Source organism: Pseudomonas sp. FG29 (assembly GCF_057809355.1).
In genome coordinates this window covers 167,769-183,782 of the sequence record NZ_JBMDJU010000001.1, presented here as the reverse complement: position 1 = coordinate 183,782, position 16,014 = coordinate 167,769, and the positions used below count along the sequence as shown (strand labels likewise).

The window sequence follows — 16,014 nt, the reverse complement described above, 5'->3', positions numbered from 1 at the left end:
GGTGATCCGGCGGGTTGCACCCGCCCTACGGCTTCAACGCTGGCCGGCCAGCCACTCCAGCGGAATCTCGTGCTGACCACGCTCGTCGGTGACGAACAGCTCGCCATCGCTGATCATCACGCTCCAGGACAGCGAACGCGGCATGTCCAGCGCCAGGTCGGCCAGCGCCTCCTGGCCCAGGCCAACCACATTAATGTTTTTCAGGCTGCGCACCGGGTCGAGGCACTTGGTCTGCCACACGCGCAGGTTGCCGTAGGCCACCAGGCTGAACTTCTCGGTACGCCGCGAGCACCAGGTGATGCGCTCGCTGTCAGGCTGGCCGACCTCGATCCAGTGCAGCACGCGATCGTCGAGGCTCTTTTCCCACAACGCTGGCTCGTCGACATCCGACAGGCCGCGGCCGAACGCCAGTTGCTCGTGGTAGAACAGCGCATAGGCGATCAGCCTTGCGGCCAGGCGTTCTTCGGTCTCGGACGGGTGACGAGCGACGGTGAAACGCAGGTTCTCGTAGACGCTGCGATCCATGTCGGTGAGGTTCAGTTCGATTTTGTAGGTGGTCGATGGCAGGGCCATGGCGGGCTTCTTGACGGGTCGGTAAGGCGGCAAGTCTACCGCGATTAGCGCACCTCTGCCCCGCCCGCTGAGCCGCCAGCATCCCCTCGGTACAGTTCCACGCGGTTACGCCCGTCGCGTTTGGCCTGGTACAACGCCTTGTCAGCCAGATTCAGCAGATACTGCAGGTCATAGGTGCCCCACTCCATCGCCACCAGGCCGATACTCACGCTCTGTTCGCGACCCTTGGGCGCCAGCGCGGAGAAGCCGACACGAATACGCTCGGCCAGCGCCAGGGCATCGGTACCACTGCCGTCGATCAGGCAGGCGAACTCTTCGCCACCGATACGCCCGAATACGTCGCTACGGCGCAGATTCTGCGCAACACCGGAAGCAAAGGCCTTGAGCACCCGGTCGCCTTCCTGGTGGCCAAGCTCATCGTTGATCGCCTTGAAATGATCCAGGTCGAAGGACAGCAGCGCCACGGGGCGGCGCTGACGCTGACACAGGCTGAGCAGGCGCTCGCCCGCTTCGAAGAAGGCCCGCCGATTGCCGACTCCGGTCAACTCATCGGAATAAGCGGCCCGGCGGTATTGCTTTTCAGCACGCTCCTTGACCATCGACAACAACATGAAGGCGATACCGACGGCGTACAGCATGCTTTCGATCAACACGAGCGTGAACAGCGGATTCGACTGAATATCGCCATAGCCGGTCACGCCGGGGCCAAGGAACATGCGCGCCAGCAGAAACATCAGGTGCAGGCCGACAAGCACTGCCATGGGCACCACCGACACCTCGAGCGTGCGCCGGGCCCGCCAGAGCTCAACCAGCGCAGCCAGCAGATACAGGCTGGCGATCAGGGTATGCACGGCGACCCGCGCCGCCAGACTGGTATAGAAGGTCGGCCACAGACACAGCAGCGCCCAACATGCGGCGCCTGCGCAGACCCCGGTATAGATCGGCGCACGACCGCAAAATACGCGGATCACCGACCAGTTCATGGCAATGCACAGCAGCAGCACGATATTGCCCAGCACGATGGGCACCCAATCGAAGCTGCCCCCGCGCAGGGCATTGAGCACCAGCCCCAGGGCGGCCAACAGCATCATCGCGCCCGTCCATAACAGGGCCCGCTGCTGACGCCCCTGCGACCAGCTGAAGATCAACAACACCCCGCACAAGCTGATGACCGCAGTGCTGGCGACTAACAGGGTGGGCAGGTGCAACTGCAACATCAACATCGAAGAATTTCCGAAGCTTTTCAGTAAGCCTTCCTGACTTACCAGACATGGCCTGTACGATAGCTGAAAGCGGCCCCGGGAACACGGTCAAAGCCTTGCCAATACGGCCTCCAACACCTGCTGCGGCGCCTCGTGCCAGAGGCCATAGCTCAACGGCAGGGTTTCCAGGCCGGCGCGCGTCAGCACCAGGTAGCGCTCCAGTTCGAGGAAGCCCTCGCCCTCCCCCGGAAAACCGATCAGGTCGATGGCCAGGCATTTGTCGCCACGGCGGCAGAACAGATCCAGCACCTGGCCAGCCAGCGGATAATGGTTCCAGACGCTGACGCCCTCGGCCTGCAGCGCTTCGCACAGGGTCTGCCGCGCCGCGTCGGTGGCGCCGGGTTGCCAGACGGCGCCGGGTTTTTCGAGGTACTCCAGATAACGGCGCAGCAGGTGCGTAGCCGGCAACTGGTGCTCATCACCGCTGAACAGCAGCACCTGGCGCTCGCGGGCGCGGGTGATGGCGACGTTGAACAGGTCGGCGCGATTCAGGTAGGCCGCAGCCTGGCTCGATTCTCTATCGATGGCGAAACTGAGGATCATCAGATCGCGCTCCTCGCCTTGGAAGCCATAAGGCGTGTCCACCAGCAGGCGGAACTCGCGCAATCGTTCCAGCGGCAGGGTTTCGCCGATACGCGTGCGGATGCGTTCGACCTGATCACGGAACGGTGACAGCACACCGATGCTGGGTTTGAGCGGGCTGCCCTGGTACTCGGCCAGGTGCGCGGTGATCAGCGCCAGCACGCGCTCCACCTCTGCTTCGTTGACCCCATTGCGCCCACGCTGGCCGTCGATGCGCAGCAATTGCAGACTGTCGCAGGCCTCACCGCCCGGGCGCTCCTTCATCACCCGCAGGCGCTGGCCGTAGAACAACTCGTTGCTGAAGCGAATCAGCGCCGGGCGGCTGCGAAAGTGTTCGTCGAGAAACACCACGGCGTCCTGGCTGGCCAGTTGCAGGCCGACCAGATCCAGCACGCTGTTGTCACGATAACTCCAGGCCTCGCGCGCCTCGGCCTGCAGGCCGGCGCGTTGCAACAGTTGCGTTTCGCGCACACGGGAGAGAAAGGAAATGTGCCGCAACTGACGTGCATCGCCGGTCACCACGGCGCGCTTGCAGCGTTGGAAAGCCGGTAGCGCCGAAGCAATATCGCACTGGGTCGCCTCGTCCATCACCATCACGTCGAACAGCTGCGGGCGCAGCGGCAGCAGCCGATGCAGCTCGTCCAGCGTCACCACCCAGATCGGGAAAGCAGCGAGCAGGCGCGCCGGGTCGATATCCTCGAACAGCGCCAGTTGGCGCTGCGAATTGCGCGCGCGAATGGCTTGGTTGTAGCGCACGAACAGCCCACGGTCGGTCATCAGCAGGCGCTTGAGCGCCAGGCTGCGATGGCTGTTGAGGTGCTCACGGCTGAGCGACTGACGGCGCTGCTGGCAATCGCGCAACTCATCCAGCAATGCCCAGGGGCGCACACTGCTGCCGATACGTTTGCGCACCCAGGGCACCTGCAACCAGCGCTGCCAGAAAGCCAGGCTGCCACGTTCGGCACGCAGCAGCAGGCGGCTCCAGCGCACGGCCTGCTCGCAGCGACGACGAAAATCAGCCGACAGGCGCACTTCGGCCTGAGTCAGCACCTCCAGTTCGCTGCGTTGACGTGCCTCGAGCGGTTCGGATACCTCGGCAATCTCGCCCTGCAGCATACGCTGCAGCCGCTCGCGCAGGGCCTGGCGCAGGCTGTGGCCATCGCCTTCGAGCACGCCGTCACGCAGGCCGAAATCTTCGCGCAGCTTGTGCGCGATCACGCGCACCGCCTGGGCACTGCGGCTGACCAGCAGTACCGTCTCGCCCTGCAGGTAACGATCCAGCGCCAGCGCGGCCAGGCTGTAGCTCTTGCCGGTGCCGGGCGGGCCGGAAATCTGGCTTAGCGGATAACGCGCGGCATTGGCCAGCGCCCGGCATTGCGCCGCGCTGAGCTGCGCAGGCAGGCGCTGCGGCGTACTGATCGAGCCCGTGGGCGGCACCGCTGGCGCTTCACCGAGCAACTGCAACAAGGCCGGCGAAAGCTGCTCGGCCTCCTGCAGCAGTTGCAGCTCATGGGCAATGCCGCGACTGCCACTGCCGCGCGGCACCAGCGCGACGAAGGCGCCGGCCTGCAGCGACAGGCTGCGGCGACGCTGAGCCTTGGCCAAGGTCTCGACATCTGCCAATTGCGGGAAACCCGCCGCCTCACTGACGTCACCCACCTGCGTATTGCGCTCTACCCAGGCCAGCAACTGCCCCAGAGAGGCATCATCGAGTGGGCCTGTCGGCAGCGGCAGCCCGTCGAGGCTATCACTGCCGTTCTCATCGAACAGACGGCGCAACAAGCGCCAATTGCCATGGGCGCGCTGCACGTCGATGGCGAGCATCTGGCTCTGCCCGTCGGCTGTCGCCTGCAGGTTGGCCTCGTAATAGAACAACGGGCCACAGATCGCCTGCGAGGCCCCGCTTTCCAGCTGCAGCCGGCCACAGATCGGCAGCACGCCGTAGACCAGTTGCAGCTCGCGTTGATACAGCGCCTGCGCCTCGGCCAGGTTACGGCCCAGCTCGGCAGACAACGGCAACAGCGGCATACCGCCACTGGCCAGTTCCTCACGCCCATCGAGCCAGGCCCAGCGATTGGCGGGCAGCTTGCTCAGGTTGTCCAGATCCAGGTCGCGGCTGTCGGCCAGGTAGCAGCTGCGATAGAAGCCGAGCAGTTGGCGGGCGTGAATTTGGCTCATCAGTTACCTGCGTATCGCGCCCACAGCGACTCGAATTCACGGCTGTAGGCCGCAACCAGTTGCGGGTGATCGATCACCAACAGGTTTTCCTCGTTGCTGGTGCTGGCGCTACGTGTCCAGTTGAAGCTGCCGTTGAGCAGCAGGCGCCCATCGAACAGGGCAAATTTGTGGTGCATGTGGAAGGGGCCGGCGTCGATGCGCAGCGGCACGCCCTTGTCGCGCAACCACTGAATATCGCTGCCGACGTCGAACTGTTTTTCGTTGTCGGTGATCACGCGCACGGCGATGCCGCGCTCATGGCACGCCAGCACTTCTTCACTGAGCTGATCGTCGGAGATGGTGTAGACGCAGATTTCCACACTCTTGCGCGCCTGGCGGCACAGCTCGCGGATCTGGCGCCGGCAGCTCTCGCCGGGGCTGAAGTGTGCCGTGGCATGCTCCACGCGTGGCGCACTGCCAACGCTGTCGAGGGTCTTGATGACCTGCTCCAGCCATTTCAGCGCCGGTTCGACATTGGCCGGATCCTGCATCAGTTCACGGGCCAGGGCGAAGGCGCGATTACGCATGAAGCGCACCTGATCGCTGCTCAACTCGCTGCCCAGTTGGCGCAACTCGTCGCGTTCCTCGTTGCTCAGGCGCAGGTCAGCGAGGCTGTCACGCAGTTGCTGGTCGAGGCGATTGAAGTCCATGAAAAATCCCTTTTATCGTTTGAGACGGCGGCGGCTCAAGGCGGCGTACAACACACCGCAGAAAGCCCCAGCCAGGTGGTATTCGAAGGAAACGCCAGCACGCGGCAGCAAGCCGAAGAACCAGCCGCCGTAGAGGAAGAACACCAGCACCGCCAGCAGCAGGTCGAGCAGGCTGCGTTCGAACCAGGCCCGCGCCAGCAACAGCCCCCAGAAGCCGAACAGCCAGCCACTGGCGCCGACGTGCAGGCCGGTACGACCGAACAGCCAGACCAGCACCCCGCTGCCGAGGATGATGAAGGCGCTGGCGTAGAAGAAATCGCGGCGCGAGCGCAGCAGCACCAGGCTGCCGAGCACCAGCAAGCCGCTGAGGTTGCTGAGCAGATGCGCCCAACTGCCATGTAGCCAGGGCGCGAAGAGAATGCCGGGCAGCGCCTCGATATGCCGAGGCACCAGCCCCCAGACGTTCAGGGCACCGCCCAGGGCGCTGTTGGCCAGTTGTATCAGCAGCATCGCGCCGCTGATGAACAGCAGCGGACGCAGCTCAACCAGCCAGCCTCGCCTCACGGCGCCTCGTCGTCCGCAACATCGCCGCGCTGCTCCTGACCGAGCAACGTGCCGAGGTCACGCAGTTGCGTGGAGATTTCCAGCATGCGGTTGTGGGTGCGCAAATCGATGTCGATCTTCTTGTCCATCGCCTTGATCAGCGGCAGGAAGCTGTTTTCCAGGCTATCGGCCAGGCTTTCGAGCAATTTTTGCGTGCCCGGCTGCGGCGGCGCAACCACCTCTACCTGCGGGCGCAGCTTGCCGAGATTATCCAGCCCGACCAGCAACTGTTCCCAGGGAATGCTCGGCGCCGCGCTGGCCGGCTTGCTGCCAGCACCCAGACCGCGCACGCTTTCCACCAGGTCGTTGAGCTGGGCAACCACACGTCCACCGACATCGCTGTCGCTGCCGCCCATGGCCTTGTTGCGCATGAAGTCGCGCTTGATCTGCGCCCAGCGCTCGGCCTGCTCGGGCGTCTGATTGCCGCGCAGCTCGGCGAGCTTGAGCAGGTTCTCTTCGGCACCGGTGGTGAGCAGTTGCGACTCGCCCTGATAGTGGTCAGCGATCAGTTGCAGCAGCTCGGCATCGTTCATCACCGCGCTGATCTTCTCCGCCATCTTGTTCATGTTGCGGTAGCTGCCCTGCAGCTTGAACGGTGGCTCGGTACGGTAGCTGTCGGCCTGCGCGGCGCTGACGATGTACTGCTGGTTGACCCGACCAACCACGTCGCGCACCTGCATCAGACGCTGCAGGGTCGAGCTGATCTCGTTGATCTCGGCGGCGCTGTAGGTGTGGCTCAGCTCGTTGGCGGAGAACGGCTTGCCCTCGGCCTTGGCGACGAAACGGTAGACGTCGGCCATGTCGCGGGTGGCCAGCGGCGCCAGCACCGGGTTGGAGGTCAGGCTGTTCTCGATGTAGCTCAGCGCGAAAGCCTCCTGCATGCCGCCCAGGGTGTCGCCGAGGTTGTAGATGTCGGCGCGGTTGGCGAGCATGTCGGGAATCTTGAACACGTCGCCGGACTCGGTGTACGGGTTGCCGCTCATCACCACGCAGAACTTCTTGCCGCGCATGTCGTAGGTTTTGGTCTTGCCCTTCCACACGCCTTCGATGCGCCGCGTGCCGTCGCACAGCGAGATGAACTTCTGCAGGAACTCGGGATGGGTGTGCTGGATATCATCGACATAGAGCATCACGTTGTTGCCCATTTCCAGCGCCAGGTTGAGCTTTTCCAGCTCCTGGCGCGAGGTGGCGTCCGGCGCCTGCGCCGGGTCGATGGAGCGCACCTCGTGACCCAGTGCAGGGCCGTTGACCTTCATGAAGATCAGGCCGAGGCGGTGCGCCACGTATTCCATCAGGGTGGTCTTGCCGTAGCCGGGCGGCGAGATGAGCATCAGCAGGCCCATCAGGTCGGTGCGCTTGTTCTCGCCGGCGGTGCCCATCTGCTTGGCCAGGTTGTCGCCGATGAAGCCCAGGTACACGTCGTTGATCAGCTTGTTGCGCACGAACGACGACAAGGGCCGTGGCTTGAATTCGCTCAGACGCAGCGCATCGCGCTCGCGGTTGATGACTTCCTGGCGCAGCGCCTGGTAGCGCTGCAACTGCGGCACGAAGTGATCCAGGTGCTGCTGCAGGCGCGCGAAGTAATCGTCGATGGCCAGCAGCAGGCTGCCATTCTGCAGTCGCGGATGATCGCCGAGCAGGCCGCTGACGCTGAAACGCAGATCGACCTCGGTGAAACGCCGGGGGAAGTCGTCATCCAGCAGGCTGACGGCGATCGCCTCGGGCACGTAGTCGGCCAGCTCGGCCATGCTGGCGTCCTGCGCGCACAGGCCGTCGAACCAGGTCTGCGCCAGCGACCAGCGCTGCACCGGGCGGCCACGCAGGTTGTCCAGCGCGGCGCGGTAGTCGTCCCAGACATGGCTGGCCTGCATGCGCTGCTGCAGGGTGTCGAGCAGTTTCCGGGCGTACTTGCTGAAGCTGAATTCGATCGGCTTGGCCGCCAGTTCCTCGACCAGATAGGCCGCAGCCGCCTGGCGCTGCGCCGCGTCCACCGCCAGCGGGTGCTGGGCGAGGAAGCGCTGCATGGCGGCATCGATCTCTTCGCGCAGGCGCTGCACGCCGTCCTCGCTGCCGAACAACTGGCGCAGGTGCAGGCTGCTGCGCGCCCGCTCGGGCCACAGCTCGGCCTCGATGTCCTGCCCCCAGCGATTCCAGAACAGCGCGGCGAAGCCCCGCGCAGTCGGTGCATAACGCAACAGCCCGGCGCTTTCGCGCAGCGGCAGCAATTGAGTGAGGATCAACGCGGCGTCGTGGTCGTGAATGCCCTTCTCATAGGCATCCTTGTAGCGCGGTGCGGCGAAGTCGCGGATCAGGCGGGTCAGGGTTTCCGGCTGCGCCAGGTGGGTCTTGAGCAAGTCCAGAGTCAGGCCTTCGCGGCCCGCCACGGCGGCGTCGAGCACCAGGCCGGCGAGGTATTCGGCGCGGTACAGCGAGGGCGACTCGGACTCCAGCGATACCTGCCAGTAGTCGCGCAGACCATCCAGCGTCTCATCGCGCAGCGGTTCGAGGAAATCGGTGCCGGTCAGGTGCAGATACAGCGCATCACCGCGCGGCATCAGGGTCAGGTCGAGTTCCTGGGTGTTGACGCTGAAGCGGTGACGCGGGCCGAGCTTGATGACGTTGCCGCCTTCCTCGAACAGCTCGCTCTTGTCGCGCAGGGCGCGCACCGCCTGGTCGCGGGCAGCCTTCAGACGCGCCTCGACATCATCGGCCTTGACGCTGTCTTTCAGCTCGCGCAGGCGCTCGGCCATCTCGCGCAGCTTGAGAATCAGCGGGTCGGCGGCGAAGAAGGCGTTGAGCTCCTCCATCTGGGTCAGGCGCGCGGTGCGCCGGCCCAGGCTGTCGAGAATCCGCCGGGCAGCATCGAGCACACCCTGGGCGCGGCGCTGGCGGTCGTCGAGCAGGCTCTGCTTGTGCGACTCGAAGGTTTCCAGCAGCTCTTCACGCTTACCGAGGATATCGCTGAGGAATTCTTCGTGATCACCGAACTGGCTTTCCAGCTCTTCGAGCTGCACCAGCAGGCGCGACAACTGCTCGTCGCACTTTTCCGGATCCTGCGCCAGCGCCAGGGCGTTGGTGATGCCCTGGCTGAACAGTTTGAACTGGGCGCCGAACTGCGCCACCGTCTCGGCCGACCCCAGGCCCTTGCGCCGTTGCTCGGCACGCGCCTTGGCCTGGTTGAGGTGAGCGTAGACCTCGGAAATCGACTCGACGATGGCGGTGCGCTGGGTGGCGTCGTCGATCTTCAGCGAGGCCATCAGGCTGGAGAGCATGTCGAGGTTGCCGGCCATGGCCTGCATCTCGGCCAGCGGCTCGTTCAGTTGGGTGACGCTCTCGGCCTTCTGCGCCAGGCCGTCCAGTTCACCGAGGCGCTGCACGTAGGGTTGCAGCGCGGCGTCGCTGGCGAGGAAGGCGGAGGTGGCGGTGGCCACACGCTCCTGCGCTTCGAGCAATTCGGCTTCCATGGCATCGATGCGCGCCACGTCGATGTAGCGGTAGTCGCGGATGGTCAGCAGTTGGCCGCGTTGGGCATTGATCGCGTTGAGCGCTTCGACGAAATGCTGCACCTCGTCCCAGCTATCCACCAACAGACCGGAGAGCAGGCTCTTCTGCCGCGTCTCGGCCTCGGCCATGGCACGGGCGGACTGCTGGCGGATGCTCTCGACCTTCTCGAATTCATCGAGTACCAGCTCGCCAGTGGCGGCCACTTCGCGCAGCAGCGGCGCCAGCTCGGCGCACTGGGCATCGCCCAGCCAGTGGTAGACGTCGAACAAGCGCCGGGTGTTCTGGCACAACTGGGTGTAGCGCGCCACCGACACTTCGCGACTGTCGATCTCGCGGCTGAGGCCCAGCAGGTCGGATACGCCACGCACCAGCTCGGCGTTGCCGATGCGCCCGAAGAAGCCGCTGCGCGCCGGCTGGCGGGCGGCGTAATCGTCGCTTTCGAACGGCGTCTGCCAGATTTGCATCGGGTGGATGCGGGTCGGCTCGCTGCCCTCGGCGGAGAAGATCACCATGCGCCCGTCTTCCAGGCGCGCGTAGCCGTGGCCGAAGATCGGGTTGTGCAACTGGCGGTTGATCATGTTGTAGGTGAACAGCGCCGAGCGGCCTTCTTCCGGGTGGTAGAAGATGTACTGCACATCCTCGCCGTTGGGCGAGCGTACCGAGCGCTTGAAGCGCATGCCGCCCATGGGCTGTTCGAAGGTCTTGTACTCGCCGCTCTGCAGGTAGTAGCCGCCGGGGAAGATGATGCCGTGGTCTTCCGGTAGCTGCACGCAGGCCAGGCCGATGGCGTCGATGCGCTCGACCTTGCTGGTCAGGCTGTTGAACACCAGGTAGCGCCACTGCTCTTCGCGGTACGGCAGGATCTTCAGCAGGATCAGGCTGCCCAGGCGGGCGTATTCGATCTGCGCATCGTCCAGCGACTGGGTCTTGTCCACCACCGGCTCGCGGTAGATACCCAGGCCATCCTGGGTGTTGTTCTCGACCTTGATGGTGAGGTCGCCGCCGATGGTCTCGACGAATACGGTGTCGAGAATGTTCATGTGCGGATGGCGGCCGGTGACCACCATCTCGCGGGACGTCTTCTGCCATTCGAAATCGAATGGCGCCGGCAGCGCGATATCGCGCTCGCCACGGTTGTCGATGTAACGCACCTCGCGCCCGTCGACGGAGATCGACCAGCGGAACACGCGGATATCGCTGACCCGCTCGCCGATCTGGAAGCTCGCCAGCAACTTGCCGTCGCGGATGGCCAGTTGCAGCAGGCGGGTGTTCTTGTAGTAGGTGTACAGCTCGTTGAAATCGGCGACGAAACTGGCCTGCGCCAGGAATGAACCCTCCAGCGGCACCGGCTCGGCGTCGTAGCCTTCGGCACCCTCGACCAGGCGATAGAGGGAGAACACATCGGCGACCGAGGTTTCCTTCTTCAGGCCCATGAACACGTTGTAGCCGAACAGCAAACAATCACCGACCTGGACGATATCGCGGGCGATGCAATTGTTTTCGGTGCGGATGCGCACCCGGCCAATGGCTTCCATGGCGCTGCTGCCGAACTCGGCCAGGCGCTGGCCGTTGAGCGTTTCGGTCAGCGCGCGCAGGCGCTGGCCCTGCTCCTGCAGGCGCTTGTGCAGCACCTCGTAGGCGCCGCCTTCGGCGACGGCCTTGTCCAATACGTCCTGTGTTTGTGCGTCCGACATCGTGTTCTTCCTGGATATTCGGCATCGAGCACCCTCGCCCGGTCAGCAGGGCAAGGGGTCTGGAAAATGCGTGGGAGGTTCGCGGCTAAAGCCCCTCCCACAAGGCTCGGCATGCTGTGGCCGGTAGGGTGGAAAACGCTCTTTTTGTCCACCGCTCGTGTCGCCAGTGGTGGGCAAAAAGTGCGTTGTCCACTGGGTGGGCTGAAGCCCACCCTACGGGCCGGTCACTCAGGCCTGCTCGGAGCCGGCGTTCGGTGCGACCACCGGTGCGACAGGCGCGGCCTTGCCAGCAAGCAGGCGGGAGATCACGTCCTGCACCACCGGGCTCTTGCCGACCACCCCTTCGATGGCCTTGCCCACCGACAGCGACTTGGCGAAGGAGTTGAAGAAATCGCCCTCGCCGCCGACGATATCGATCTTCGCCTTGGACATGGCCGCAGCCAGCACCTCGGCCTGATCCTTGGCGATGTCCTTGTTGGCGTCGATGGCGGCCATGGCCTCCTCGAAGCTCTTCTCCAGCTGCATGCGGAACTCTTCGTGGGCACGCGCGGCGTCGCTGAGCGAATCCAGCGCGCCGAATTTCTTGCCCAGACCTTCGGCTTCGGCGCTCAGGCGCTCCAGCAGAATCGCGGCTTCGGCGGAACCCTGTTCCTTGGTCGCCTTGGCCTTGGCCAGGCCCAGTTGCTCTTCGCCACGCGCCTGGGCAGTGAGTTTTTCTTCCAGCACCTTGGCTTCGGCCAAGCCGTCTTTCTCTTTGGCAGCCGCCTGGGCTTCCAGCACACGGGCTTCGGCCAGGCCTTTTTCCTGCTCGCCCTTGGCATCGGCGATCAGGCGCTCGGCCTGCACGCGAGCCTCGGCGAGGCCTTCCTTCTCCTTGGCGGCGGCGGTGACTTCACGCACCTTGGCGTCGGCCAGACCCGGCGCAGCGCGCTCGGCTTCGATGCCTTCGGCCAGTTTCTTCTTGGCCTCGGCGCTCTTGGCTGCGGCTTCCAGTTCGGCCTGGGCCAGGTTGTTGATTTCCACGGCCTTGTGCTTGGAGCGAGTCTCGTCGGCTTCGGCCTGCTTGACCTGACGCACCAGCTCCTGCTCGGCTTCGGCCTGGGCGTTGAGCACGGCGACCTGCTTGAGGCGCTCGGCTTCGGAGACTTCGCGCACTTCCTTGATGCGTTCTTCTTCCTGGGCCACGGTCTTCTCGACCGCCACGCGCTCGCGGATCACCCCGGCGATGTTCTTGCGCTCTTCTTCCAGCGCCTTTTCCTTCTCGATGCGCTGCAGTTCGACCTCGCGCTCGCGGGCGACCACTTCCAGATCCTTGGCGCGGGTGACCTTCTCCACCTCGATGACCACGGCACGCTGGCGATTCTGCTGGGCCACTTCCACTTCGCGCTGATGGTTCTCGGCGCGGATGTCCAGCTCCTGCTGGGTCTGGATGCGCGCCTGCTCGGCCTTCAGGCGCTCTTCCTCGCGCACCTTGAGGGTTTCCGCCTGCTCGCGGGCCTGGATGGTTTCGATTTCGCGCTTCTGCCGCGCCTCGGCGTCGGCCTGCTGGCGCTCCAGGGCCAGGGTGGCTTCGCGGGTTTCGACGTTCTTCTTCTTGATCGCCAGCTCTTCGTTGCGCTCCAGCTCGTTGGTGATGACGTTCTGTTTAGCGGTCAGCTCGGTGATCTTGCGAATACCCTCGGCGTCGAGGATGTTGCTCGGATCCAGCGATACCTTGGAGGTCTGCTCCAGATAGTCGATGGCCACGTCTTCCAGAACGTAGCCGTTGAGGTCGTTGCCGATCACCTCGACGATGCGGTCGCGGAAGTCCTGACGATTCTCGAACAGCTGGACGAAGTCGAACTGCTTGCCGACGGTCTTCAGCGCCTCGGAGAACTTGGCATTGAACAGCTCGTTGACCGCTGCGCGGTCGGAGGCGCGATCCACGCCGATGGCCTTGGCCACCTTGAGCACGTCTTCCTGGGTCTCGTTGACCCGCAAGTAGAAGGCCACGGTGATGTCGGCGCGCAGGTTGTCACGGCAGATCAGCCCGTCCTTGGCGCGGCGGTCGACTTCCAGGGTGATCAGGGAGATCTTCATGAACTCCTTGAGGTGGATCACGGGGTACACCAGCGAGCCGGTGAAGTGCACCTTCGGCGTCGAGCTCATGTCGTTGACGATCAGCGCAGTGCCCTGCGGAACCTTGATATAGAAGGCCTTGAACAGGGCGATCAGGGCGATCACGAAGAGGACGACCAGCCCGGCCCCGACGATGAAGGGGATGAGGTTTTCCATTACAGCTTCACTCCTTTGCTAATTGTGCAGGCAGGTTCGGCATATCCTGCCTGCCCTCTGTTACACGCGAATAGTCGGCTAGACGCCGCGGAACTCTTCTTCGGTGATGATGCGATAGGCATGCTCGGCCGCCAGGTACTCCAGCAGCACCACACGGTCACCACGCTTGAAACCCAGTGCCTCGTCGGCGCGCACGCGCAGGATCAGCCCGGCGCCGCCATCTTCCAGCACCGCCTCGCCATGGCTGGCCGTAACCTTGCCACTGCGCACCACCGCCACTTGCCCCAGCACCGTTTTGCTGCTGGTTGCCTCGGCCTTCAGAAAAAGAGGCCGCAGCGGCCGGCAAATGGCCGCGCACAGCGGCGCAGCGACCACGAAGGCCCCAGCGATCACCACCAACCCCAGCGGGTAGCGCAGAATGCCCAACGGCAGATGACGCAGAAGCCACAGCTCGATGAAGTAGCAGATGAACCAGGCGAAGAAAAACAGCAGCGTCAGCACCAGGGTAACCGGCACGCCGTCGAGCTTGAGTTTGTAGAGCAGGCCGGCGAGGCCTTCGGTCTGACCGCTGCCTTCCATCATCGAATCGGCTTCGATGTCGAGCAGATCGACCTCGAGCAGGCCGGCGGCGACCACCAGCCAATAGATGACCGCCACGCACAGCAGGAAGCTGTAGATGGCGGTGGGGAATGACAGCGACGTCTGCAGGAAGAGTTCCATTTTTTCCTTTCCCGAATCAGGGAAACGGGGCGCGAACGCCCCGTGTCTTTCACACCAGGATCAAGCCTTGGTTTTGTCCTTCAGACGCGCCAGCACGCTGTCGGCACTGGCGTTGTCGGCCTTGATGCCGGCCGCACGCAGCTTGGCTTCCAGCGAATCGTCCGGCGCGCTGGTAGCGGCCAATTCGGCCGAAGCTTCCATCTTCGCCGCACGCTCGGCCTGTTTCTGCTTGATGCGCTCGAGCGACTCGACCGCCGTCTGCAGCTTGGCTTGCGAGCCGCCGTAGCGCTGGGCCACGGCCATCTGTGCCTTCTGCACGCTCTCGGTGGCCTTGACCGTATCCACCTGCTGCTTGAGGCGCTTGATATTACCCTCGGCCTGGGTCACGGCCTTGCGCAGTTGTGCCACGCTGGCGGCGAACCCTTCGGCCTGCTCGCGTTCGCTGGCCTGTTCGATTTCCAGGTTGGCGATCTTCTCGGCCACTTCCTTGGCCAGGGTTTCGTTGCCCGCCTCCAGCGCTTTCAGTGCGTACTGCTCGTACTCGGCGATGCTCGCCGCGCTCTTGGTCGCCTTGTCGCTGGCCAGCTTGTGCTTGGCCATGATCTCGGCCAGCGCTTCCTTGGACTTGCGCAGCTCGACGTCGGCGTCGCGGATTTCCTGATCGAGAATGCGCAGGGCCTGGCTGTCGACCACCGCCTCACCCATTTCATTGGCGCCGCCACGCAGCGCCGTCAGCAATTTGCTCCAGACATTCATCGTCCTATCTCCTCTCAGGCGCCAGACTTGAGGAAGCCTTCGTAGGCTTCGGTGGCCTTGATCACGTTGTCCGCCAACAGCTCGATCTCGAACACCACGTCGGACAGGCTCGAGTAGGAGCTCAGCGCACCGAACATGGTGTAGCAGTCGCGCCCGTCGACCATCTTCTCAAGGCCGATGGACGACAGCGGGAACAGCTTGTGAGTGCGCAGCACTTCTTCGTTGAAGGCAGCGGCATCTTTCACGTCCGTCGCTGGCCAGAGCAGTGCTTCGACGATGATCTGCTCGCCGAATACGGCGACGAACAGTGGCAGATCACCGTATTCGCGCATGGTGATGTGCAGGCTGGCGTCGGCGCCCTGAATCAGCTCGATGCCGGCCTGACCGTTTTGGAACAGTTCCGTTGCCGCGAGCGCTTCATGCAGCGCCTGAGCGGTCCAAACCTGAGGCATGTTCATACCCTCCTCCTTCTCCATCGGAGCCAGCAGCGACTGTGGCTGGCGCAGTTTTCGCTCGAACGCGACCAGAAGCGGCGCATGCTCGGGCAAGATCCAGACTTCCTTCTTCACCAACCCCTGCTCACGCAGGCGTTGACGATAAAGACGTTGGTAATGAGCGGATGATTTGCTGTCCATGCGTCGCAGCCTAGACCCTTACATGTAAGTCATCAAGTAATCACATGTAATAACTGTGATGCCGTTCGTCAGAAAGCCGCGCAGGCAGATACGCGCAACCATCAATGGCCGCAGCGACGAAAAGACAAGGGAAGGAGAACAGAGAGAGATTCATCCATGACTCAACCACAACGCTTCCATTCGCGGAGTGTCGAATTAAACCTCAGCAATCGCCGCGCCGCACGTGAAAAAGCGCCAACCGAGTCGCAGTTATGAGCAACCCACTCCCTCACCAAGCAGGTCGCACGATGCACGAACTTCCACTCAGGGTGCGCCAGCTCCTGCACGCCGACCAGCGCAGCAGCGCCATCGTGCTGCTAGGCGAACTTGCCGAACTCGACGCGAAAGAGGCCGAGCAGTGCATCGATCATTACCTGAATGAAAACCCACCCATTCGCCCACGCGGCGCAGCCATCGTTCGCGCCAACCGAACCAATGCCCTGATCTGGCTGACATTGATCATCCTGATGGCGCTTCTTGGAGTGATCTTCGCGCTCTGAGCCGC

Annotated in this window: 11 protein-coding genes; 1 reads left to right on the top strand and 10 read right to left on the bottom strand. The window is 63.8% G+C overall.

The genetic code is table 11. The features are described from left to right. Positions 1 to 33: 33 nt before the first annotated feature. From ACODS1_RS00930 to bacA, 10 genes are all read right to left on the bottom strand, one after another. Positions 34 to 573, bottom strand: a complete 540-nt coding sequence (locus ACODS1_RS00930) for a YaeQ family protein (protein ID WP_106736834.1) — start codon at positions 571 to 573, stop codon at positions 34 to 36. Between the two features lie 44 nt (positions 574 to 617). Then, positions 618 to 1,796, bottom strand: coding sequence for a GGDEF domain-containing protein (locus ACODS1_RS00925; protein WP_489084167.1), 1,179 nt, complete (start codon positions 1,794 to 1,796; stop codon positions 618 to 620). A gap of 87 nt (positions 1,797 to 1,883) precedes the next feature. Further along, the gene (locus ACODS1_RS00920; RefSeq protein WP_489084166.1) at positions 1,884 to 4,595 is read right to left on the bottom strand and encodes a DEAD/DEAH box helicase; all 2,712 of its coding nucleotides are present in this window, start codon (positions 4,593 to 4,595) and stop codon (positions 1,884 to 1,886) included. Beyond that, on the bottom strand, positions 4,595 to 5,284 hold the full coding sequence (locus tag ACODS1_RS00915; RefSeq protein WP_489084165.1) for a phospholipase D-like domain-containing protein: 690 nt from the start codon (positions 5,282 to 5,284) through the stop codon (positions 4,595 to 4,597). Before ACODS1_RS00915 ends, ACODS1_RS00920 begins: the two co-directional genes overlap by 1 nt. A 12-nt stretch (positions 5,285 to 5,296) precedes the next feature. Next, a complete protein-coding gene (locus tag ACODS1_RS00910) occupies positions 5,297 to 5,848 on the bottom strand; it encodes a rhomboid family intramembrane serine protease (RefSeq protein ID WP_489084164.1) in 552 nt (183 codons plus the stop codon). Next, the gene (locus ACODS1_RS00905) at positions 5,845 to 11,085 is read right to left on the bottom strand and encodes a DNA repair ATPase (protein ID WP_489084163.1); all 5,241 of its coding nucleotides are present in this window, start codon (positions 11,083 to 11,085) and stop codon (positions 5,845 to 5,847) included. The genes ACODS1_RS00910 and ACODS1_RS00905 overlap by 4 nt, the downstream gene beginning before the upstream one ends. A gap of 228 nt (positions 11,086 to 11,313) precedes the next feature. Further along, entirely contained in the window at positions 11,314 to 13,359 is a 2,046-nt protein-coding gene (locus ACODS1_RS00900) for a flotillin family protein (RefSeq protein ID WP_489084162.1), read from the bottom strand. A gap of 78 nt (positions 13,360 to 13,437) precedes the next feature. Further along, the gene (locus ACODS1_RS00895) at positions 13,438 to 14,079 is read right to left on the bottom strand and encodes a hypothetical protein (protein ID WP_489084161.1); all 642 of its coding nucleotides are present in this window, start codon (positions 14,077 to 14,079) and stop codon (positions 13,438 to 13,440) included. Positions 14,080 to 14,139: 60 nt separating this feature from the next. Further along, complete coding sequence (locus tag ACODS1_RS00890; RefSeq protein WP_489084160.1) at positions 14,140 to 14,835, bottom strand: PspA/IM30 family protein; 696 nt, start codon at positions 14,833 to 14,835, stop codon at positions 14,140 to 14,142. A 14-nt stretch (positions 14,836 to 14,849) separates the two neighbouring features. Continuing rightward, the gene (gene bacA / locus ACODS1_RS00885) at positions 14,850 to 15,470 is read right to left on the bottom strand and encodes a biofilm formation regulator BacA (protein ID WP_489084159.1); all 621 of its coding nucleotides are present in this window, start codon (positions 15,468 to 15,470) and stop codon (positions 14,850 to 14,852) included. 251 nt (positions 15,471 to 15,721) lie between these two features. Here bacA and ACODS1_RS00880 point away from each other — a divergent pair, with 251 nt between their 5' ends. Next, a complete protein-coding gene (locus ACODS1_RS00880) occupies positions 15,722 to 16,009 on the top strand; it encodes a hypothetical protein (protein WP_489084158.1) in 288 nt (95 codons plus the stop codon). The last annotated feature ends 5 nt before the right edge of the window (positions 16,010 to 16,014 follow it).